The sequence below is a fragment of the Melioribacteraceae bacterium genome (assembly GCA_035362835.1).
Taxonomy (GTDB): domain Bacteria; phylum Bacteroidota; class Ignavibacteria; order Ignavibacteriales; family Melioribacteraceae; genus DSXH01.
The window spans coordinates 236109-257601 of record DAOSDY010000001.1 but is presented as its reverse complement, the minus strand read 5'-3'; the positions used below and the strand labels follow the sequence as shown (position 1 = coordinate 257601).

General features: G+C 40.0%; 13 protein-coding genes. All 13 read left to right on the top strand.

The features are described from left to right. Positions 1–8 precede the first annotated feature (8 nt). The 13 genes from uidA (at position 9) to PLZ15_01210 (ending at position 21492) form a co-directional block, all read left to right on the top strand. On the top strand, positions 9–1799 hold the full coding sequence (gene uidA / locus PLZ15_01270; GenBank protein HOI28359.1) for a beta-glucuronidase: 1791 nt from the start codon (positions 9–11) through the stop codon (positions 1797–1799). A 3-nt stretch (positions 1800–1802) separates the two neighbouring features. Beyond that, a complete protein-coding gene (locus PLZ15_01265; protein HOI28358.1) occupies positions 1803–3503 on the top strand; it encodes a sodium:solute symporter family protein in 1701 nt (566 codons plus the stop codon). A 92-nt stretch (positions 3504–3595) separates the two neighbouring features. Then, positions 3596–5488 (top strand): hypothetical protein, encoded by a 1893-nt coding sequence (locus PLZ15_01260; protein HOI28357.1) that lies wholly within the window; start codon positions 3596–3598, stop codon positions 5486–5488. 40 nt (positions 5489–5528) lie between these two features. After that, positions 5529–7382: a beta-N-acetylglucosaminidase domain-containing protein gene (locus tag PLZ15_01255; GenBank protein HOI28356.1), complete on the top strand. Its 1854-nt coding sequence runs from the start codon at positions 5529–5531 to the stop codon at positions 7380–7382. 11 nt (positions 7383–7393) lie between these two features. Beyond that, entirely contained in the window at positions 7394–9208 is a 1815-nt protein-coding gene (locus PLZ15_01250) for a beta-N-acetylglucosaminidase domain-containing protein (protein ID HOI28355.1), read from the top strand. A gap of 20 nt (positions 9209–9228) precedes the next feature. Continuing rightward, a complete protein-coding gene (locus tag PLZ15_01245) occupies positions 9229–10473 on the top strand; it encodes a glycoside hydrolase family 127 protein (GenBank protein ID HOI28354.1) in 1245 nt (414 codons plus the stop codon). Between the two features lie 14 nt (positions 10474–10487). Beyond that, the gene (locus tag PLZ15_01240) at positions 10488–11705 is read left to right on the top strand and encodes a metallophosphoesterase family protein (protein HOI28353.1); all 1218 of its coding nucleotides are present in this window, start codon (positions 10488–10490) and stop codon (positions 11703–11705) included. A 4-nt stretch (positions 11706–11709) separates the two neighbouring features. After that, positions 11710–12942 carry an Nramp family divalent metal transporter gene (locus PLZ15_01235; GenBank protein HOI28352.1) on the top strand — a complete coding sequence of 411 codons (1233 nt, stop codon included), beginning with the start codon at positions 11710–11712 and terminating at the stop codon, positions 12940–12942. 14 nt (positions 12943–12956) lie between these two features. Further along, the gene (locus tag PLZ15_01230; protein ID HOI28351.1) at positions 12957–13868 is read left to right on the top strand and encodes a sugar phosphate isomerase/epimerase family protein; all 912 of its coding nucleotides are present in this window, start codon (positions 12957–12959) and stop codon (positions 13866–13868) included. Further along, the gene (locus PLZ15_01225; GenBank protein ID HOI28350.1) at positions 13850–16435 is read left to right on the top strand and encodes a family 20 glycosylhydrolase; all 2586 of its coding nucleotides are present in this window, start codon (positions 13850–13852) and stop codon (positions 16433–16435) included. The genes PLZ15_01230 and PLZ15_01225 overlap by 19 nt, the downstream gene beginning before the upstream one ends. A gap of 2 nt (positions 16436–16437) precedes the next feature. After that, on the top strand, positions 16438–18174 hold the full coding sequence (locus tag PLZ15_01220) for a glycoside hydrolase family 88 protein (GenBank protein ID HOI28349.1): 1737 nt from the start codon (positions 16438–16440) through the stop codon (positions 18172–18174). 25 nt (positions 18175–18199) lie between these two features. After that, positions 18200–18958 carry a glucosamine-6-phosphate deaminase gene (locus tag PLZ15_01215; protein HOI28348.1) on the top strand — a complete coding sequence of 253 codons (759 nt, stop codon included), beginning with the start codon at positions 18200–18202 and terminating at the stop codon, positions 18956–18958. Continuing rightward, complete coding sequence (locus PLZ15_01210) at positions 18955–21492, top strand: hypothetical protein (protein ID HOI28347.1); 2538 nt, start codon at positions 18955–18957, stop codon at positions 21490–21492. The genes PLZ15_01215 and PLZ15_01210 overlap by 4 nt, the downstream gene beginning before the upstream one ends. The last annotated feature ends 1 nt before the right edge of the window (position 21493 follow it).

Here is a 21493-nt window from a genome sequence, read left to right as displayed (position 1 = left end):
GAAATGAAATGTTATATCCAATTGTTAATAATTACAGAAATACTCTGGATCTGAACGGAATCTGGAATTTTAAAACAGATCCTGATAAAAAAGGCGAAAAAGATAAATGGTTTAAAGGTTTTAATAACTCCGTTTCAATTGCTGTACCCGGAAGCTGGAATGAACAGCTTGAAGAATTGGGGCTTCTTCATTATACAGGGAATGCCTGGTATTCAAAAAATATCTTTATTCCACCCTCGTTTAAATCAAACAGAATTATACTCAGAATTGGTTCTGTCGACTATAACTCCAAATTCTGGATTGACGGAAAATTTGTCGGTGAAAATAAAATCGGTTTTCTCCCGGTTGAACTGGATATAACCGGTTTTGTTTCCCCCGGTAAAGAATCGCTGCTGGTAATTCTTGTTAATAATGAATTGAATGATGAATCAATTCCGCAGGGAATAACATCAGGCCGGTTCCGTAATGAAAAAAGATTGAGGGAGGAAACCAATCCTCCTACAAGGTTTGACTTTACACCTTACGGCGGAATACACCGCTCTGTTCAGCTTGTTTCTCTTCCTGAAATATCTATTGATAAAATTAGAATCGATACTGCCATTCTTAATAAAAAGACCGGCCTTATCAGTGCGGAAGTTTTTATCAATTCAAAAATTGACGGGATGGTTTCCGCAGAAGTGACCTACGGCAAAAAAACTATAAAAACTGAAAACCGGTTCCGCGGAAATAAATCCACACTTAAACTTAAAATTGATAACTGCAAATTCTGGTCGCCTGAAAATCCTTTTTTATATGATATAAAATTTAAACTCCTCAGAGGCAGCGATATAATTGATGAATATCTTCTTCCGGTTGGTGTCCGCGAAATTGTAATTAATGGAAATAAATTCCTGCTGAACGGCAAAGAAGTTTATTTGAAAGGATTCGGTAAACACGAGGACTTCGATGTAATCGGCAAAGGCCTTTTCCTTCCTCTGATGGTAAAAGATTTCGAGTTAATGAAATGGATTAACGCAAATTCATTCAGAACTTCACATTATCCTTATTCGGAAGAAATGATGTTTTATGCGGACCGGAAAGGAATACTTGTAATTGATGAAGTTCCGGCTGTCAGTCTCGATTTCAGACGCGTAAATGGAACAACATTAAAAACTCACAAAGAACATATTCAAAGACTTATCGATAGGGATTATAACCACCCTTCTATAATAATGTGGGCTGTTGGAAACGAACCGAACCTGGTTGGCGACCAGGAATATTATAACGGTTCCGCAAAAAAATACTGGAAAGAGATTTTCGGTTTTACAAAAAAACTCGATAGCTCGCGCCCGGTTACAGTTCCAAATTGTACGCGTGCCGGTGTAAATGATCCGGTATTTGAATTCTCCGACGTAATTTCCTTAAACAGATATTACGGATGGTATGAGTATCCCGGTTATCTGGAAGAAGCGGTTGAAATCCTTGGCAAAGAAATGGATACTATTTATAAGAAATATAAAAGACCTGTCCTGTTTACTGAATTCGGTGTTGATACAATGCCGGGATTCCATTCGATATCTACTCAGATGTTTACCGAGGAGTATCAGCAGCTTTTCCTTGATGCTTATATAAAATTGATTCGTTCAAAAGAATATACAATAGGCGAACATGTCTGGAACTTTGCTGACTTCAGGACACCTCAGCATTTCAGAAGGGTTGTACTTAACCTTAAAGGAGTCTTCACCAGAAGCAGAGAACCAAAGTCAGCTGCATTTCTTTTAAAGAAGATCTGGCAGAATCCCCAAAAAAATAAAAGATAATCTATGTTCGGAATTTCAATTATAGATCTTCTGGTAGTCGCTTTTTATGCTTTCATTGTAATATGGCTCGGCTGGAAGGCGAAGAAAAAAGTCTCCTCTTCAGGCGATTATTTTATGGGAGGAAGGCGCGGCAGCAAAATTATGCAGGTTGCAAACGCGCTAGGTGCCGGAACTCATACTGCACAGGCTATTGCAGTATCTGGTGCCACTTACCAGATAGGTCTTGCCGGAATCTGGTATCAATGGCTCTACCTCTTTTCAACTCCAATCTACTGGCTTCTGGCCCCGGTCTACAGACGTCTTCGGTATATTACGATCGGTGATTTTTTCCAGGAACGGTACGGTCTTAAACTGGCTTCGGCCTATTCTGTTATGGGATTGATCTATTTCATCGGCGAAGTAGGTCTGATTCTTAAAGCAACCGGCGTTTCGTTAGAAGCAATTACAGGCGGTATGATCTCCGCGGAAGTAATTGTAATTGTCCTTACGGTTTTCTTCCTTTCATACAGTGTTATAGGCGGACTTACATCAGCACTTATAATCAATCTTCTTCAGGGTGTTCTTATAGTTATGCTTTCATTCCTCATCATTCCTTTTGCATTGTTTGCCGGCGGGGGAATAACTGCAATTAAAGAAAAAATTCCGGAACACATGTTCAGTTTTGTCGCACCCGAGGAAGTTACTCTCTTCTTCATTATAATGCTTATTGTTAACGGGCTCGTCGGTGTTTCCGTTCTTCCGCATCATATGGCGATTAACGGTTCGGGCAAATCTGAAATGAACTGCCGTACCGGATGGACATACGGAAATTTTACGAAACGTTTTGCAACACTCGGCTGGGCTTTCGTCGGAGTCTTTGCTGCCGCGCTCTTCCCGGGATTGACTTCGGATAAAAGAGAGTTTGCGTTCGGACTTGCAATTACAAATCTGCTTCCGGTCGGATTAGTCGGTGTTATGATTTCAGCAATGATCGCGACTGTTCTTGCGGCGTGCCATAATTATATGGTAGGCGGTTCGGCTTTATTTACGAGAAATTTTTATAAGCGGTTTACTCATCACAATTCAACCGAAAAAGAAAAACTCCGTGTAGCAAGAATTTCCTCCTTAGTTGTAGTTGTTGGTGGTGTGACAGTTGCATTGACAATTCCAACTGTAGTTGACGGGTTAAAATATATCTGGCAGATAACTGCTTTCTTTGGAATTGCATTCTGGGTCGGTGTTATGTGGAAGGGAGCTAATCGCTACGGTGTATGGGCAAGTTTGATTACCACCATTGCTGTGTCATTGTATGTCGGCAATTATACTCCGTGGAGCCTCGGATTGGCTTATGAATACCAGATAGCTCTATATCTTCCTGCAGGTTTTATCTCTCTTGTCGTTGTTAGTCTTTTTACTAAGAAAGAACCGGATAGCCAGTTGAATAAATTCTTTGCACTCCTTCATACACCGGTTGGAGAGGAGAGCAAATTGAAAGAGCAAGGATTCGATATTATGCTGGAAGGGGAGAGCGTTGCTCATAAATCCGCGGCTGACGGAAAATCGCTCGAAGAGAACGGACATAGTCTGCTCTTAGTCGACCTTCTTTCGCTAAAATCAAAATTCAGTTTTAAACGATATAAAATAGATCTGATCGGGTTTGGTTTTGCTGTACTTTTTGTGATTGCAATTTTATTGTTTGGAATTTTTGTATCCGGCATCGGTTGATTTAATAAACAGAATCCGGTTGCTCTGCATTACTTTCAATTATTTACCGCCCGGTCGGTTTTTGCGTCATTGTTCTCAGTGTGAATGATAATATGATAAAATCAAAATCAATGTTAACTATAATAAAACTGGTATTTTATATCAGTGTGATTTTCCTGTTACCTTCTAAAATCCTTTCGAATGATCAGTTGTCACTTAAAGAGAGTCTTAAAAAAAATCTTTTAATCCTTGCCGATGATCTTATTAAACTTCAGGTACTGAAAGCCTCCGATTCTAATTACGGTGCCTTCTGGTGCGAATCGTGCAAAGACTTTCATACCCGGACCTCGGAAGCTGTTCTGCCTTTGACTGTTGCTTATAAAGAAACAGGAAATCAGAGGTATCTTAATTCGGCAATCGCAACCGGCAACTGGTTGATCAATCAGCAGAAAGAGAACGGCTCATGGTTCGAAACTCCTTCCGAATGGACGGGCACAACCACCGATCAGCTTTTAATGATGGCTGCAGCATATCCGCTTTTAAATAAACATCTTACTGAGACTGAAGCTGAGCGCTGGAAAAAGTCCATTAAGAAAGCTTCCGATTGGTTAGTTGAGAATATGAACCATGTCTTTGCAAGCATAAATTACTGTGCTACTTCCACTGCAGCTCTCGCGGTTGCATTTCAGGTGGTTCCGGATTCAGCATACATAAAAAAAGCCGATCAGCTTGCTTTCCTTGTCCTTTCTAAACATGATGAAGATTTTTTCCTAACTGGGGAGGGAAATAGAGTCCGCGGAACCAAGTATGGAATTGATCTCGGCTATAATATGGATATGTCCGCCTGGGGAATCGCATTATACGCAAGACTTACCGGAAATAAATTAGCATGGAATTATGTGAGTGAATCGTTGAAAAGAATGATCTATTTCATTTATCCAGATGGTTCAACGGACGGATCCTGGGGTGTTCGATCAAGTAAGTGGACTACTTACGGAAGCCTTACTGCCGACGGCTCTCAAATTCTCTTTTCTCTCTTTGCAAGCGAAGACCCTGTTTACAGAACAGCAGCACTCTCAAATATGAATTACTTTATGAATTTGAGAACTAACGGATTGCTTCCACCCGGCCCTCATTATAATAGAATGTTTAAAACTCCTCCTTGCATTTATTCAACATTCTGCCGGGCTAAGAATCTTGCAATGGCGATTCTGTACGGTGACATGTCCTCTGGAATGGCTCCTCAGCTTCCAACTCAAAAAACCGGCTGGGCAAAACATTTCAAAACAATTGATGTTTCCTTAGTACGGACAAAAAATTTTATGGCAACCGTTACTGCTTATGGATATAAGGATATCAGAAGGGGAGCGGATTTCAAATATATGCACCGGCCTTCTGGCGGCTCTGTCACAAATCTCTGGGTCGTAGATTACGGATACCTTCAGTCTTCGAGTCAGACTGAATATTATCAGTGGGAATTTAATTATCCGCAGGCCGAAAACACTCTTCCTCTTACTCCCAGAATCGAGTTTAGTGATACCAGCGCATATTACACTAATCTGTACGAATTTGACGGTGATATGGAACTGGTTGAGAGTGATGGAGCATTTATTGTTTCTACAAGAGGAGAATTAAAAGACAGGAACAGGTGGGAAGGAGGAGTTGCTTACACACTTATAAATAGATTCACGGATCAGTATATCGAGAAGACTATTAAACTCAGATTCCACGGACAAGATCCTGTTGTAAATATTGTTGAACCTTTCGTGCAGAATTCTGATACAAGGTTTAACAAAATTGATGATAGAACAATTGAAATAACAGGCGGCAAAAAAGAATTTGTATTTAAGATGATTTCTGATGGCTCTGATGTCGAAATGGGATCCGGTGAAGGGAGATATTCCCAACCTCTCCCCGCGCTTAAAGGTTATCCGGTTATTATTAAAGTAAAACCCGATCCCGGAAGTTATGAAAAGGAAATTAAATTCAGAATAAGCATAAAATAAAATGACCCGAATAAGAGCGTCAATATTACTGTTTTACTTTATGATTCCATTTTATATCTGCGGACAGAATGATCCTGCCCGTCCAGTACCTCTGGATGAGAGACTAAATTCCGATTCGGTAAAGTTTGTATGGATTGAAAATGGAACCGCAGATATTTATCCGGTACCTGTCGATATCAAATATTCAGATCGTTATCATGATCTGTTTGATGATAACGGCAATCCGGTTGCTGTAATATTATTTTCAAACAAAGGTGGCGAGAGGGCGGCCAGAATGCTTAATCGTCTCCTCCAGAAATTTAACTATGGAACTCTTCCGGCTGTTAATAATAAAAATTCAATTCCTCTAAATACAAAAATTATTTTCTCCTTCCTGAACGATAACCGGTTGCTTAAAAAATATGGAGAGCAGTCGTATTCAATAAAATGGAACTCCGGAAAAGTAATTGAAGTAGTGCTCTCCGGTGCGGATCTTAAAGGAGTTCTCTATTGCGCAGCTTCCTTATCCCAGTTAGTTGTAAGAAATTACGGAAGGGTTATGATCCGTGAAGCGGACCTGACCGACTATCCGTCATTTAAAAGACGTATGTTCAACAGCAAACCGGTTCCTAATCATATTCAATACGATCTCGACTGGATGATCCGCCATAAAATCGAAACAATCTCTTTTCACAATACAGATTACTCATGGGATAAACTCGATTACGAACTTGCCGGAAACCTGGAGCAATTCTCTGACTGGTCCAAACAGTACGGCGGTGTTGAGGGTCTTCTGCTTCTTAATCTTTATAAGGGCGACCCGATTGAAATCTCTAACAAAGATCATCTCCTTAAAATAAAAAATGTAATTGGTTCGGCACGAAGTAAAAGTGTCAGCCGCGTTATGATTCTGGCGGACGATACCCCTCCTTTCAAATTCGGGGAAGGATATGTTCTGCCTTCCAGTAAAGACCGTGAAAAATTCTCTTCAATGGCCGAAGCACATGTTTATCTTATGAATGAACTGGTCGGGTGGAGTAAAAAAAATAATCTTAATATAGAATTCTATTATTGCCCTTCGTTCTATACTTATGAAGAGATGCACTACGGTGATATGGAGCTTTATACGGATACGCCCTGGGAGGACGCAGCTTATAAACCGTTAAAAAGAGATCTGAAAATTATAGGCGACAAGATGAATAAGAATGTTCACATAATGTGGACCGGTCCTTATGTATGTACCCGTACATTAACTGATCAGGATCTTAAAGACTGGACAAGCAATTTAAGCGGACGTGTTCCGTTCCTTTTTGATAATTCTATCTTCGCGCAGCTGGACTATACCGCACGCACAATGTTCACTCCTTATCAGAACGACTTTCCATCAGATTTCGGAAATAAAACCGGCGGTAACGGAATCTTTATTAACGGCGACGGTGTTGGTGAATCGAGCCGTGCAGCTACTCTTACGGCCAACGCTTATATGTGGGAAGGGGACTCTTATAATCCTTCTGTAAGTCTTATTAATGCAATGACAAAATTGTACGGAGCGGATGCTCTTAATACTATGTTTAGATACAAAGAAACTGAGCTGGAACTTGTAAAGGAAATTAAGCAGAGAGAAATTTGGTATGCTGCTGATGAATTGTGGAAATCGATACGGGATACCAGATTTATCACTGAAAAAAATCCTTTTCATTATCACCTCAATTACGGGAGATTTAAAGCTCTCAGGATGCAGCTGAAATATTCGGTTCCTGAACCGGAGGATTATGAGTCGTTTAAAAGAAAATGTATCGAACTTGATAAGAAACGCCGGCTCCTTATTGATGAAATAGAAAAACTCTCTTTTAATAGATTGAGCTATACACTTCAGATGGAAATGGTAAAACTTCCTGATTTTGATAATCAATAGCTTGGATAATTATGAAAAAAAGAATTCTAATACTTCTCCTTTTCCTGTCTGTTAATTCATTCTCTCAGGAGTTAATTAACTCCGGTGATAAAATGCCCGAGATACAGCCGGCACCTGTTCATATTAAATCACTCGGGAAATCGGTTCTCCTTTCTCCGGAAATAAATTCACTCAAAATTATTGCACGGAACGAGGCCGAAATTAAATCTGCCCGTTACATTAATTATCTTCTTAAAAATAAATATGGAATCGAATTCAGTATCGAAAATCCTTATGAATCGAAAAGCTTTGACGGATGGGTTATTAACATTTCCCGAAGTGAAAACAATTCTTTTAATAATAATCAGCATTACAGGATAATACCCGATATATCCGCAAAGGAGATTAATATTTCTTCACCCGGTCAGCTAGGTTTGTTATTCGGAGTTGCTACATTCTCTGAATTTATTGAGCGTGAGAACAGTTTACTTAAATTAAATCTCTTTGAAGTTGATGACTGGCCTGAGTATAGCCGAAGAATTTTTTCCACCGTATTGAAACCCGGGCGTGTTGAAGAGATAATGAATTATGCGCTGATGAATAAAATGGAAACCATTGCCATTGCAAGCAGAGTCTATTCCTGGTTCAGGATTGATGATGAATATCAGAAAGTGCTTGACGAGATAAAAGACTGGCGCGACCGTTTCGGCGGGCCGGAAATTATGCAGTCCCATAATATTTATGAGAAAAAACAGATCGAAATTTCGAATCCCGATGATATAAATCTTCTTAAATCCGTGATTGAAGCAGGATTGAAAATTGGTATCGAGAAAATAATGATTCTTGCAGACGATACGCCTCCTTTTAAGTATCATGAAGGTTATACTCTTACAAGTGAAAATGACAAAAAGAAATTCAGCCATATGGCCGAAGCGCATTGTTACCTGATTAATGACTTGATAGAATGGCTTGATTCAAATTCTTATAAATCGGAAGTCTATTACGTGCCGGCATTTTATACATATGAAGACATGAACTACGGTGACATGGAGCTTTATAAAAATACTCCGTGGGAAAAGGAACCGTACGGGTTTTTGAAGCAGGACCTGAATTTTATCGGTTCGAATATGAATGAGGATGTCTATATTATATGGTGCGGTGTCAATGTAAGAAGCCGCAGCATTACAGTTGATCAGATTAATGACTGGTCACTTAATCTTAAAGGCAGGGTACCATTCCTCTGGGATAATACTATTTACAGTCATCACCCGTTTACATCCGCACCTTTATTCTCCGCATACAGCAATGAATTGCCGGGGGACTTCAGCAAGAGAACCGCCGGAAACGGAATGTTTGTGAATGGTAATGCTGACGCCGAGGATTCAAAGGCTTCTATTATCACAGTAAACGATTTCCTTTGGAATTCTTCAACGTATGATTCTCTCCGGTCTATTCAAAATGCAATGATTCGCTTGTACGGAAAAGCTTCTGCATCGCTTCTGTTTGAGTTCAAGGAAACCGAACTTGAGTTCAGAAAAAAAATCGGCGAGAGGAAACTCTGGTTTGAAGCCGATACTCTCTGGTCAATAATAAGAAAGATCAGATATATCCACGACAAGAATCCGTTTCATTATCATTTCAATTATACACGTATGAAAGCATTACGGCTTCAGCTTAAGAACTCAGTCCCGGAACCGGTGACTAAAGAAAAGTTTGTTGACGAAATTCATCTTCTGGATGGAAAAAGAAACGGAATACTTAGAAAAATGGAAATGATCGATAAAAAAGTTTATGAAAAAATTATTCCGGTAATGTTGCCGGTGCCTGATTATAATATCATTCAATAATGAAATTCACCGGAGATTAAATGAAAAGTTATATGAAAGGATTTGCTCTAATCCCCCTTGTAATCGTTTTGATAACGGGGACGCTGACAGCTCAAAATCAATCTTTTGAAAAGGAAGCTGTCCTTAAAGCTATTATAGAAACTTCGAACTTTGCCGCTTTTACTCTGCTCGATGAACATGGAAAATCGAGATGCGATTACAATCTTACCGAAGGTAAGTGGTACGAGTATGAGCCTCCGTGGCATACAGGCCAGGTTATTAATGCTCTCGTAGAATCTTATAAAATCACAAAGAATCAGAAATATCTGAATGAGGCAATTCGGGCAGGGAACTGGTGGACAAGTCTCCTAATAACCGATCATCCGGTACTCAAAGGAATGCTTAATGCAATTCACGGCGACGGTAATGACAATATTGTATTCGCAACAGTTACAGACGGTACCCCGGGATTATTCAATCTCTATAAAACTACAGGCGATAAAAAATATGCGGAGGTCGCTACCAGCGCAGGTAAATGGATGCTCAAGCATATGTATGTCCCTGGGCACGGCGTCTTTTACGATGCTGTCGATCCCAAAACAGGAAATGTGCTTAAAGAAAATAGTCCCTTCTGGCCCGATAAAAAAGAACAGACACTTTATGATGTCTCGCGCCCGAATAACGAGGGATCTCTATTCAAAGATATGTATGAGTTCACGGGGAATGATGAATTTAAAAAAGTATTTCTAGACCTGTGCGAAAGTCTGATTCAGAAACAGGATCAGTACGGACTCTGGATGGATTTTACTCCCAACAACAAGGATGCAGGATCATTTCATCCACGCTTCAACTTATGGTATGCCGAATCACTTATTGAAGGATTTGATTTAACAGGCGACCGCAGATACCTTGAAGCGGCTGCCAGAACTTTGAGAACCTATCTTAAAGCTATGAGGAAGGACGGCACTTTCTTCTATGTAAATTTCCTGGATGGAAGATATAATGAGAATTCAGTTACGGGCTCTGCAACCGCGTTCTGCGGAATACTGGCTATCAGACTTGTTAATAACGGTTACCAGGAATTTAAAGACAGTATAGAACTTTCTCTCAAATGGATTCTTAAAAACAGATTCTCTTCCGATCATCCCGACCCGAACCTCCGCGGTTCCGTTATTGATTCAAGAACCAGGAGCCGGCAGGGAAAAATCTGGCTTACACAGAGAGATGTGGGAACTTCTTTCGGACTCAGATTTTTATGCGATTATTACAATTATAAATTCAATTGATTATTGGGGAATGTATGAATAAGAAACTAATAACAATACTCCTTCTTTTTATTGGGGCTCTTCTTTACGGGCAGTCGCAGGATCCGGAAACCATTCCCGATAGAATAATTTTAAATCTTACTGAAAATCCCGCATCAGAAATTGCGGTTACATGGAGAACTGTTAAAGAATCGTCTGATCCGAAAGTTGAAATATCCCGGGCTACCCAATGGACTGAATTCGTTAAATCCGCAAGTTCCCATAGCGCACAAAAAGAAAAATTTGTTTCTGACCGCAGCGAAGTGGTTTATCATTATTCGGCAGTTATCAAAAACCTCGACCCTGAAACAAAATATGTTTATAGAGTCGGCTCCGATTCAGTCTGGAGCGAATGGAATCAATTTACAACCGCCTCAAATGAGACAAAAGATTTCAGCTTTGTCTATCTCGGCGATCCTCAAAACGATTTAAAAGAGCATTGTTCAAGATTATTCAGGGAAACTTTCAGGAAAGCACCGAATGCCAGTTTCTGGCTTATCGGCGGAGACCTTGTTACAGATCCGTTCGATCATTTGTGGGGCGAATTCTTTTATGCCGCCGGATTTATCCCGAGAGTAACACCAATAATCGCGGCACCAGGTAACCACGATCATCAAAGAATAATGGTCGACGGGAAATCAAGACGTACTAATGATATAGGTTCAACATGGACATCTCATTTTACTCTTCCTCAAAACGGTCTGAGTGAATTGAAAGAAACTAATTATTATCTCGATTACCAGGGAACCAGGTTTATTATTATTAATTCCCAATCACGAGTTAAAGAACAGGCAGTCTGGCTTGAACAGGTTCTTCAAAATACAGTAGCGAACTGGACAATTGTCTGCTTCCATCATCCGGTCTATTCTTCCGGAAGTGATAGGGACAGCAGAATAACCAGAGATGCATTCCAGCCCTTATTTGATAAATATGGAGTTGATCTGGTTCTTACCGGGCATGATCATACGTATGCCCGTTCAAAAAAAATATTTGAAGGCAAAATTGTAAGTGATGACGCCCAAGGTACCGTGTACATTGTTTCTGTTAGTGGTCCTAAAGCGTATGATCTTGGTAATAAATACGACAGCATTATGGTCAAGACTGCCAATAATATTCAATTATACCAGGTAGTTGATGTTAAAGAAAATAAACTCGTATACAATTCTTATACTGTCGACGGTCGATTATTCGATTCCTTTGAACTAACCAGATAAAAAAATGAAAAACAAACTTTTAATATTTATGTCGTCTATCGGTCCCGGCTTATTCCTTGTCGGTTATAATATCGGAACCGGAAGCGTTACTACTATGGCATCTGCCGGCGCGTCTCATGGAATGATGCTTACTTGGGCTGTACTTCTATCCTGTATCTTCACATATTTTCTTGTCGTCGCCTTCGGCAGGTTTACTGTCGTAACCGGAAAAACCGCACTCGAAAGTTATAAGGAACATTTCGGTAAGGGGATTACAATTTTTGTCCTGGCAACAATAATCTTTACAGAAATGGTTTCCAGCATCGGAGTTATGGCTATTGTTACTGATGTTATCAGGGAATGGTCTATACCGCTCACTGAATCGGGCGAGGGTTTTAATACTGTAATACTGGCCTTAATCCTGGCTGCTGTTATGGTTTTTACATTATTGAACGGCAGGTACAGTCTGATTGAAAAGATTCTAACTGTTTTTGTCACGCTCATGGGTTTAAGTTTTATTCTCACTTCCTTTATGGTTATTCCCGATGCCGGCGCAGTTATAGAAGGACTTATCCCGAACATCCCGTCGGATTCAAATGCTGCGTTGATTGTTACCGGTATGATCGGTACTACGATGGGCGGTGTATTGTATGTGGTTCGCTCTGTAACTGTAAAACAAAAGGACTGGAAACTCGATGATCTGAAGTTTGAAAAGAGAGATGCTTTTATTTCTTCCGCATTAATGTTTCTACTGAGCATTGCTGTTATGGCGAGTGCTGCCGGAACTCTTTTCCCGAAAGGCCTTCATATCGAAAATGCTATCGATATGATCCGTCTGCTCGAACCTCTTGCAGGAAGATTTGCAATATCGATTTTTGTTGCGGGAATTGTTTGTGCGGGATTATCATCACTCTATCCCCATTATATGCTTGTTCCTCTACTTCTTTCCGACTACAATCATGAAAAGCTCGATTTCAAAAAATGGCGCAGCAGGGGAATTGTAATCTTCTATGCTTCTCTTGGACTCGTTGTACCAATATTCGGCGGAAGACCGGTTCTTGTTATGATCGCTTCCCAGGCATTTACACTTGTAGTAACACCTGTAGTTATTATCCTAATGATGATATTAATTAACAAACCTTCATTGATGGGTGAGTATAAAGCATCAAGAGGAATGAATATAATCCTTTCAATTATCTTCATCTTCTCGCTCATTATGTCGGGAATTGGATCTGTCGCACTTGTTGATTTATTTTAAGAGGTGGAATTGAAATGGTTGATTCCAGAATAGTTTGCTGTTATTTGCTTCCGATTACAAAATACGGCTATCCTCCCAATGCCGAAAATACAATCGATTATATAAGCGAGATGCATTCGCTCGGATTCTCGTCGGTCGAGATCGAAGGAATTAGAGAAACTCATTTAACAAAAGTATTCGAAATGCGTTTCGACATAAAAAAAATGATCGACGAGCACAATATTTCTATCCCCTATTTCTGTGCGGTTCTTCCCGGTTTGTCATCTATGGATAAGAAGGAAAGGGAGGCAAATCTCGAACTCTTCGATAAGGGATGTCAGGTTGCTTCCGTATTAGGTTCTAAAGGAATACTAGACAACGGACCTCTGCCCCCGTATCAATTCCCTAAGGAAATTCCGGTTGTAAGACATTATGATGAGGATTCTCTCAGATTTGCTTATTTGCCCGATAACTTCTCGTGGAATAAATTCTGGGATCAACTCGTAGATACATATAAAACTTTATGCGATATTGCTGCCGGTTATAAACTTGAATACCAGGTACATCCGGCTGTCGGTGTAATCTCTTCCTCCACCGATGGGTTCCTCTGTCTTGCAAGAGATGTTAAAAAAGATAATCTCAAATTCAATTTTGATACTGCAAATCTTTTTGCAACCAAGGAGAATCTGGTTCTTTCCTTTATGAAAGTGAAAGACTTTGTGAGTTATATCCATATTTCTGACAACAGGGGATGTAAAGTTGAACATCTCGAAATTGGAGCGGGACTTATAAACTGGCAGAAATTTTTTGAGGTGATAAATAATAATGGTTTTGACGGTCACTTCGGAATCGATATAGGAGGCGAAGAGTCGGGTGTTAAAAAACTGAACGTAGCATATCTTTCAGCAGCTAAATACTTAGAGGAAAAATGGTTAAAGAAAAATTAATACGGTTATTTACAGCTCTTGTTATCATGTCGGTATTGTCACCAATTGCAAAAGCTCAGGAAAAAGTTCTATCTATAATTCCGCTTCCTAAAGAGTACCGGATTTTTGACGGATATTTTGAGTTATCCGCTGGAACAATCGTCAGAAATTTTATGGATGAAAATGAATCCCTCAATATTGTTCTGAATGATATTGATTCGGTCTTTTCACATTTATACAATAAAAAATTTATCGGCCGGAATTCCGGATCAGAACTTTTAATCGGTATTCCGTCAAAGAATAGAAATTTTAAAAAACTGTGCGAGACTCTTAAACTAATTCCCGGAAAAGAAATTGGAAATGAGGGCTATTTACTTCTGATAGAGAAAAACAGGATTTTTATTTCTGCTAATTCTGTTAAAGGGGTGTTTTACGGTCTGCAGTCACTTAAACAACTTATAAAAGGTTCGGTTGGAACCGGCACAATTCCAAATGTTTATATAAAGGATTATCCTTCTTTCGAGTTCCGGGGCGTGATGGACGACATCAGCCGCGGACCGATTCCAACCCTCGACTTTGTAAAATACCAGATACGGCGCCTGGCCGAATTAAAAGTGAATCTGTTTTCTCACTACGTTGAACACGTGGTCAAAACTAAAAAACATCCTGCAATCGCTCCCGATGACGGGTCGTATACTATTGAGGAATGGAAAGAGATCTCCGATTATGCTAAAAAATATTTTATTACTGTTATGGGGAGTTTCCAATCATTCGGTCATTTCCAGAGTATTCTCAGTAATCCGGATTATGCTCATCTCGGCGAAAGCGGAACATTGATATCGCCGGTTAAAGAGGAAAGCTATCAGTTCCTCAAGGATATCTACGATGAAATGATTCCTGCATTCGACGCTCCATTCTTCAATATTAACTGCGATGAAACTTTCGACCTCGGTAAAGCCGAATCAAAACGGCTGGTCGATTCTATTGGCTACGACGGCGCTTATATTCAGCATGTAACCAGACTCAATAAATATGTTAAAGCTAACGGTGTAAGAGCCCTTATCTGGGGAGATATTATACTCGATTATCCCGGCATAATCCCGAGATTACCGGAAGATATGATTGTAGGTACCTGGAATTATGACGACAATGAAAACTTCGAAAGATTCCTGAAACCGTTCAGAGGTGCGGGTCGCGATTTTATGATCTCTCCCGGCGTTCTTAATTCGAATAAAATTTTCCCCGATTTTCATAAAGCTTTTAATAACATTAAGAAATTTATTTCGGAAGGAAAAGAGGCCGGCGCATTCGGTGTACTAGTCTGTGTCTGGGATGACGGCGGTACTGCTCTCTTTAATAATGATTGGCTCGGTGTTGCCTATGGTGCAGAAAAATGCTGGAACCATAATTCAGATGACCGCGATTTTGATTCCCGGTTTAACAGAGCGATCTATGCCGGCTCTAACAATTCTCTTACTTCTTCAATATGGAAACTGAATGAACTGATTCCACTCGAATCGACAGATGGTATGAATGACAAAATCCTGTTCAGCAAATTAGTTCCGGATTCCGGCAGGAGTACAAAAATTTCGCTTGTTGATTGGGATGAAGTCAGTGGAATTATATCAGACGCAGAGAAAGAACTGATTAATTCTCAATTTGTTTTCCATATGGAAGAGAGGAATTTTATTCAGTTCATAATTGATCTTTACCGCGTACTTGTTAATGAAAGGATGATTCTAATTCAATCGGCGGAATCTTATAAAGAAGCTCTTAATATTCAGAATAAAAACAGATCTGCCGCTCGAAACTTGATTCTTCAATCATTGAATAATATTGAAAGATTAATCCGGCAGATAAATGGAGTAAAAGCGGATTTTGAAATTCTCTGGTTGCAGGAGAATCATACTTATGCGCTCGACCGGATTTCAAGCCGCTATCAGAAAAAGGTCGATGATTATAACGATATAAAAAGCCGGCTTAAAGCTGCGCTTAAAAATATTGACAGCTCGCTTCCTCTCCCTTCGGCTGAATCAACTCGGCTTTCAATTACTAAGCTGCCGGGTAAATATTTTCGTGAATGGTTGATGGTAAACCCTATTATCAATAAGGATAATTCTAAAATCTCTGCGGTGGATTATCTGATTGAAATGGGAGGTGAATTGAATGCTGAACCGAAAGTTGCAGAAGAATTCTTTTTCGATTCGGCAAAATACAGATGGCGCAGAGTGGTTACTGATTATCCTGATACAGTCAAACTGGCCGAAATTTTTCCGGATAATAATCAGAATTCGGTTCTCTATGCTTTTGCAAATATCTTCTCGGAAGAGGATCAGTCCGTCAATGCTCTCGTAAGCGGTGACGACGAAGTTGAAGTTATAATTAACGGAAGTTCCGTATTTAAAGGTGCAGAAGATCCGGCTATTCCGGGCAAAGAGGATCCTTTCATGCTTCCGTTAAAGAAAGGGAAGAATAATCTGATGCTTAAAATATCCCAGACGTCTGGTGACTGGCGGTTTACATTCCGTCTTCCGGAATCATCAGTAAGAAACAGTAAAAACAGATATCGAATTGTTACGGATAATTAATTATGAAATTAAAGACTCTTTTATTTGTACTTCTTCTGATTTTTTCGGGATTCAGTTCGGAAGAGGATAAGCGTACTCCGCTTCAGATAGCCCGTGCTATTGCCGACCGTGTAATCAATGATACTGTTTTCGAATTGAAACCGGTTGTTCAGTCACCCCAGCTTGATATCCAGGTAATCGATTTTAACAACATACCCGGGAAAATAAACAAAGGTGCTGGTTATGCTCTATCCTCAATTGATGTAAAGGAAAATGTAAAATTAAAATACGGCCTGAGTTTCAGTTCTCCTGCTAAAATCTGGATAAATGATAAACTAGTATTCGAAAACGGTTCAGATACAAAATTCAGTTTCAAAGAAATTGCATACGGAATATTCAAGTTTCAGGATACAATTGAAGTGGAATTAAATGCCGGACTGAATAAGATCTTGGTAAAAACTCTTTCCGGAAATAATAAAATATATTTAAGGGAAATCTCTGAACCGGAGGCGCCGTTAAAATCCGGATTCACATCCCCATTTAATAACCTGCCGGGAAAATGGTTTTATATAGGAGGATTTGCAGTAAATGAATCGAATCCATTAGAGGAAGTATTTCCACCTGAGAAAGGAATTCATTCCTATTATAAATGGGGTAGTGATTATTTAACATGGCAAATGGAAAAACAGAATCTTCTCCTTGAGCTTGTTATAAAAGATGACGCGGTCTACAAACGTGAATCTTTTGTTGAATGGATGTACCCGACAGGCACTGTTCTATTCGGATTTCAGCATCTGGCGAAAATATCCGGTGAAAAAAAATATTCCGATTATGTTGAAAAGGTTACTGACTTTACATATGCAAACTTTGATCTATTTCAAAAACAATATTTTGAAATGGACGGATTCCGTTCCTCGAATCACCGGTTATTCAGAATAGGAATGCTGGACGACGCATCGGCACCTGCGCTCCCGTACATCCAGCAGATGCTCGATAAACCCGACCCGAAACATGAAATTGTAATTAAACCTGTTCTTGATTATGTCTCCAATGGACAATCGCGCTTAAGCGATGGAACTCTCTGCAGGCCGGAACCGCGGGAAATGACCGTATGGGCAGACGACCTCTTTATGTCCGTTCCATATCTTCTCCGTGCATCAAAGCTCTATAACAATCCGGATTATCTGAATGATGCATCCGTACAGATTATTAATTTCAATAAATATCTTTTCGATAAAGAGAAAAAATTATACAAACATGCCTGGTTCGATTTTGCGAATGAAAAATCTGTCGCTTTCTGGGGACGTGCTAACGGCTGGATTATCTGGGCTTCTTCAGATGCTCTGATGAATATTCCCGGCAATCATAAGGACTTTAACAAAATCAAAAAAATATTTAAAGAACATATCTCCGGACTCATAAAGCATCAGGATCAGTCGGGTATGTGGCACCAGGTACTTGATCGGAATGATTCGTTTGAAGAGACCTCATGCACCGCAATGTTTATAATCGGTCTGGCAAGGGGAATTAAAAACGGATGGGTAAGCAAATCGTATGAAAAAAATTTACTGCTTGCGTGGAATGCACTTAAAAAAAATATAACCAGCGACGGTGTTGTCAAAGATATTACAAGAGGAACGGGAATTGGCAACGACCTCGATTTCTACTTTAATAGAGAACGGTTCGATAACGACCCGAGAGGTTTGGGCGCGGTTATAACTGCTGCGGTTGAAATGGAAATCTATTTGCGAAATAAATAATACTTACATAACTGCGGGATTTTTAATGAAAAACTTTTTAGTCGACAGGTTAAATGTAATTATCACCGAGGATAGGAATGAACTCGGTTCGCTGGCTGCTGAGAACCTGAGCGGACTTATCAACTCCTTACTCCAGGTAAAAGAAAATATCAGAATTGTGTTTGCGGCAGCTCCATCTCAAAACGAATTTCTTAGAGAACTGATTGCTTTCAGGAATATCGACTGGTCTAAAATAACAGCGTTTCATATGGATGAATACGTCGGGTTGGGACATGGTTCCGACAAATTGTTCAGCAGGTATTTGTACGATAATATTTTCTCGAAGGTTAAATTCAGAAACGTTAATATCATCGATTCGTCTGCTCCGGATATTTGGAAAGAGTGCGAACGGTATGAAAAACTTTTAAGAGAGGATGTAATCGACATTGTTTGCATGGGTATCGGCGAGAATGGCCACATAGCATTTAATGATCCTCCGGTAGCCGATTTCAATGATTCTAAATTAGTTAAAGTTGTAGAGCTTGATAACGAATGCCGTCAGCAGCAGGTTAACGACGGCTGCTTCAGCGGATTTGATGAAGTACCTAAAATTGCTATATCTCTTACTGTTCCGGCTCTGTTGTCCGGCAACCATCTCTCCGTTATCGTTCCGGGTTATCGGAAAGCCGAGGCTGTTAAAAACACTTTAACGGGTGAAATATCAACTAAATGCCCGGCTTCGATTTTACGGACTCATAATAATGCAATTCTCTATCTCGATAACGATTCCTCCGGATTACTATGAAAAAAATAAAATCAATAATTCAAAAGTCTGTTATTCTATTCTTCGCTTCAGTTCTGGTTTTTGCACAGGGTACAAATACACGCAGCAGAGCGTTATTGTTCGATTTCGGCCCGGTTAATTCGAAACTGGATCCGCTTGCAATATCGATTGATGAAAAAAGACTTTTCAATTCTGAGGACGGCTTCGGTTGGACTCTTCCTCCTGTTCATTCGTTCGAAAAAACTAAAATGAATGGAACTACTTTAAGAAATAAATTGACAACAGATGGAGTTACAGGAAAAGAGATTGAATTTAAGACTAACATCAAATCCGGCAAATGGTGGCTTACTTTCTGGATGGAAGCTGGAAATGATTATACCAATTCAGCACGGTTGAAGATCAACAGTAGGGATAGGGAGATAAACTGGTTCCGTGTTAAAGCCGGCGAACTCGGTGAATCCGAGTATATGAATCTTTACAGAGTATATCACTCGCTTATCGAAATCGACGGAAATGAATTTGTACTTAACCTTAAAGGCGGGAAAGATTCCATCCGCGTCCTGTCTCTTTCGCTTATTCCTTACGAAGATCCTAAAACTGATTTACATTTTAAAATTGAGCGCCTCGTTAAAGAAGCCGGAAAACATAAATCGAAAATTTCTTTGAATGATCTGAATCGTTATTTATCTGAACAGTCGGCTCTTTATCCTGATGATTCCTATATCCGGTATGTCAGTAATCTGACCTCACTAATGGCGGAAGCTGATCGGCTTAACAATATGATGGGGTGGGAATGGGCTTCGCAAATGACCGGGCTGGGTATATTCGACCGGCTTCATCAGACAATTTGCCTGCTTGATGCCCAGATTGAACACGATTATGATAAAAGAAATCCTTTCAGAGAAAGAGCACTCTGGATGAGAGGAAAACTCGGCTACGATCTTAATCTTCAAAGAGGAGGACAACATGAAAAGGAAATGGCTGCAAGTGATCTAGCCGAATTATTGAAATTGTATCCGGAGGATGAGAACCTCATAATGCTGAACGGCACTAAAATAGATCAGCCCGATTACTGCGATTTTCTTCCTTCCGAACCGGATGCGCCTGAATGGTCACTCCTTCAAAGAGAATTAATATGCAGATTAAGCGGCGAAATAAAATGGTGGGTTACGGAACGGCAGGCGCCGAACGGTGAACTGGGTGGCAAACTTGGCGACGATGTTGAATTACTGAGATGGTGGACGCCCTTCCTTCTCTCAGGCAATAAATACGCGATTGCTGGATGGAAAAAACTGGCAGATGAAGTCTGGAGAAGTCCTAAAGTTTATAAAGGTTATTCTAAATTTCCGATCGATGTTGAACATGCTTCGGAATTTATATCCGACTCTACTCCTGAACTCTTATTTGTTGACTCAGACTCAACTTACTTTAAACGCTTATTGTATACAGCCGAATACTTCGAGAATCTCTGGTCTGCTAAAAATAAATTCGGTAGAAGATTCTTTAAGTCGGCATGGTTTGGTTCAACTGAAGTAGACGATAGACCTCCGCGGGACCGCGACGTTGATTATAACACGCGAGCATTGAAACCGCTCAGGTATCTTGCATGGTCTTCTCGCAAGCAGGAGTTAATCAACCTACTTAATGAATGGTCCGAAGCATGGCTTCATGTCGCACTTAGTACCGATAAGAAGAAACCTGAAGGTTTGCTCCCCTCATCGGTCCGGTGGTATGATGAAGCTATAAACGGCGACGGCCTTACTTGGTACCAGTCCGATATGCTCTGGGATTATTTCGATTGGAGGCATTCCGCCGGTTCTATGATACTCGACCAGATGTTTTTTACATATACATTGAATAATAATTCAAATCTGCTGAAGCCGATCATTCTCAGCCTCGATTTAATTAAAAGTAATATTCACCGGATCGGGAGTAGCAACTCAGAACCCGGCAGCGAAATCTGGGCCGTTAATACTCTGATAAGTAAAAAGAACTTCTGGGAAGTTATAAGCAAATGGCGATTTACAACTGAAAATAAAAACTATGATTCTATTCTGTTGAAATACGGAAATGACTATACAAAATTCCGCATAACCGGAAATTACAATTACCTAATTAAAGGACTGTCGGAAGCATTAGAAGAAATCCGCTATAATACTCCGTTACGTACTACGCTTGCGTTGCATACCGACCGTGTTAGAACCGGCGGAGCGGATCTGCTGAAAGCAATGCTGACTGGCGACGGTACTCCTGAGGGAAGCTCGCCTTATTATGCTGTCACATGGGAAAATACTGATAATAATTTCACAGCTCTCGTTACTGATTCAAATAAAGAAAAACTCAGTATTGAAATCTATTTATTCGGCAAGGATGAGTTAAATGTTACCGCACGAATCTGGCAGCTTCAGAAAGGTGAATATGATCTTCTGTACAAGAATTGTTATGGTGATGTCCTGAAAAAAAACCGGTTTGCAGTTAATAAAGTCGGACAGAAAATAAACCTTGAAATCACTCCGGGAATTACAATGGTTATTGAATTTGTCAGAATTAAATAAT

Bases quoted from the DNA above. Each gene is read 5' to 3' on its own strand.
- uidA (HOI28359.1), top strand. From the start codon at position 9: ATGTTATATCCAATTGTTAATAATTACAGAAATACTCTGGATCTGAAC.
- PLZ15_01265 (HOI28358.1), top strand. From the start codon at position 1,803: ATGTTCGGAATTTCAATTATAGATCTTCTGGTAGTCGCTTTTTATGCT.
- PLZ15_01260 (HOI28357.1), top strand. From the start codon at position 3,596: ATGATAAAATCAAAATCAATGTTAACTATAATAAAACTGGTATTTTAT.
- PLZ15_01255 (HOI28356.1), top strand. From the start codon at position 5,529: ATGATTCCATTTTATATCTGCGGACAGAATGATCCTGCCCGTCCAGTA.
- PLZ15_01250 (HOI28355.1), top strand. From the start codon at position 7,394: ATGAAAAAAAGAATTCTAATACTTCTCCTTTTCCTGTCTGTTAATTCA.
- PLZ15_01245 (HOI28354.1), top strand. From the start codon at position 9,229: ATGAAAAGTTATATGAAAGGATTTGCTCTAATCCCCCTTGTAATCGTT.
- PLZ15_01240 (HOI28353.1), top strand. From the start codon at position 10,488: ATGAATAAGAAACTAATAACAATACTCCTTCTTTTTATTGGGGCTCTT.
- PLZ15_01235 (HOI28352.1), top strand. From the start codon at position 11,710: ATGAAAAACAAACTTTTAATATTTATGTCGTCTATCGGTCCCGGCTTA.
- PLZ15_01230 (HOI28351.1), top strand. From the start codon at position 12,957: ATGGTTGATTCCAGAATAGTTTGCTGTTATTTGCTTCCGATTACAAAA.
- PLZ15_01225 (HOI28350.1), top strand. From the start codon at position 13,850: ATGGTTAAAGAAAAATTAATACGGTTATTTACAGCTCTTGTTATCATG.
- PLZ15_01220 (HOI28349.1), top strand. From the start codon at position 16,438: ATGAAATTAAAGACTCTTTTATTTGTACTTCTTCTGATTTTTTCGGGA.
- PLZ15_01215 (HOI28348.1), top strand. From the start codon at position 18,200: ATGAAAAACTTTTTAGTCGACAGGTTAAATGTAATTATCACCGAGGAT.
- PLZ15_01210 (HOI28347.1), top strand. From the start codon at position 18,955: ATGAAAAAAATAAAATCAATAATTCAAAAGTCTGTTATTCTATTCTTC.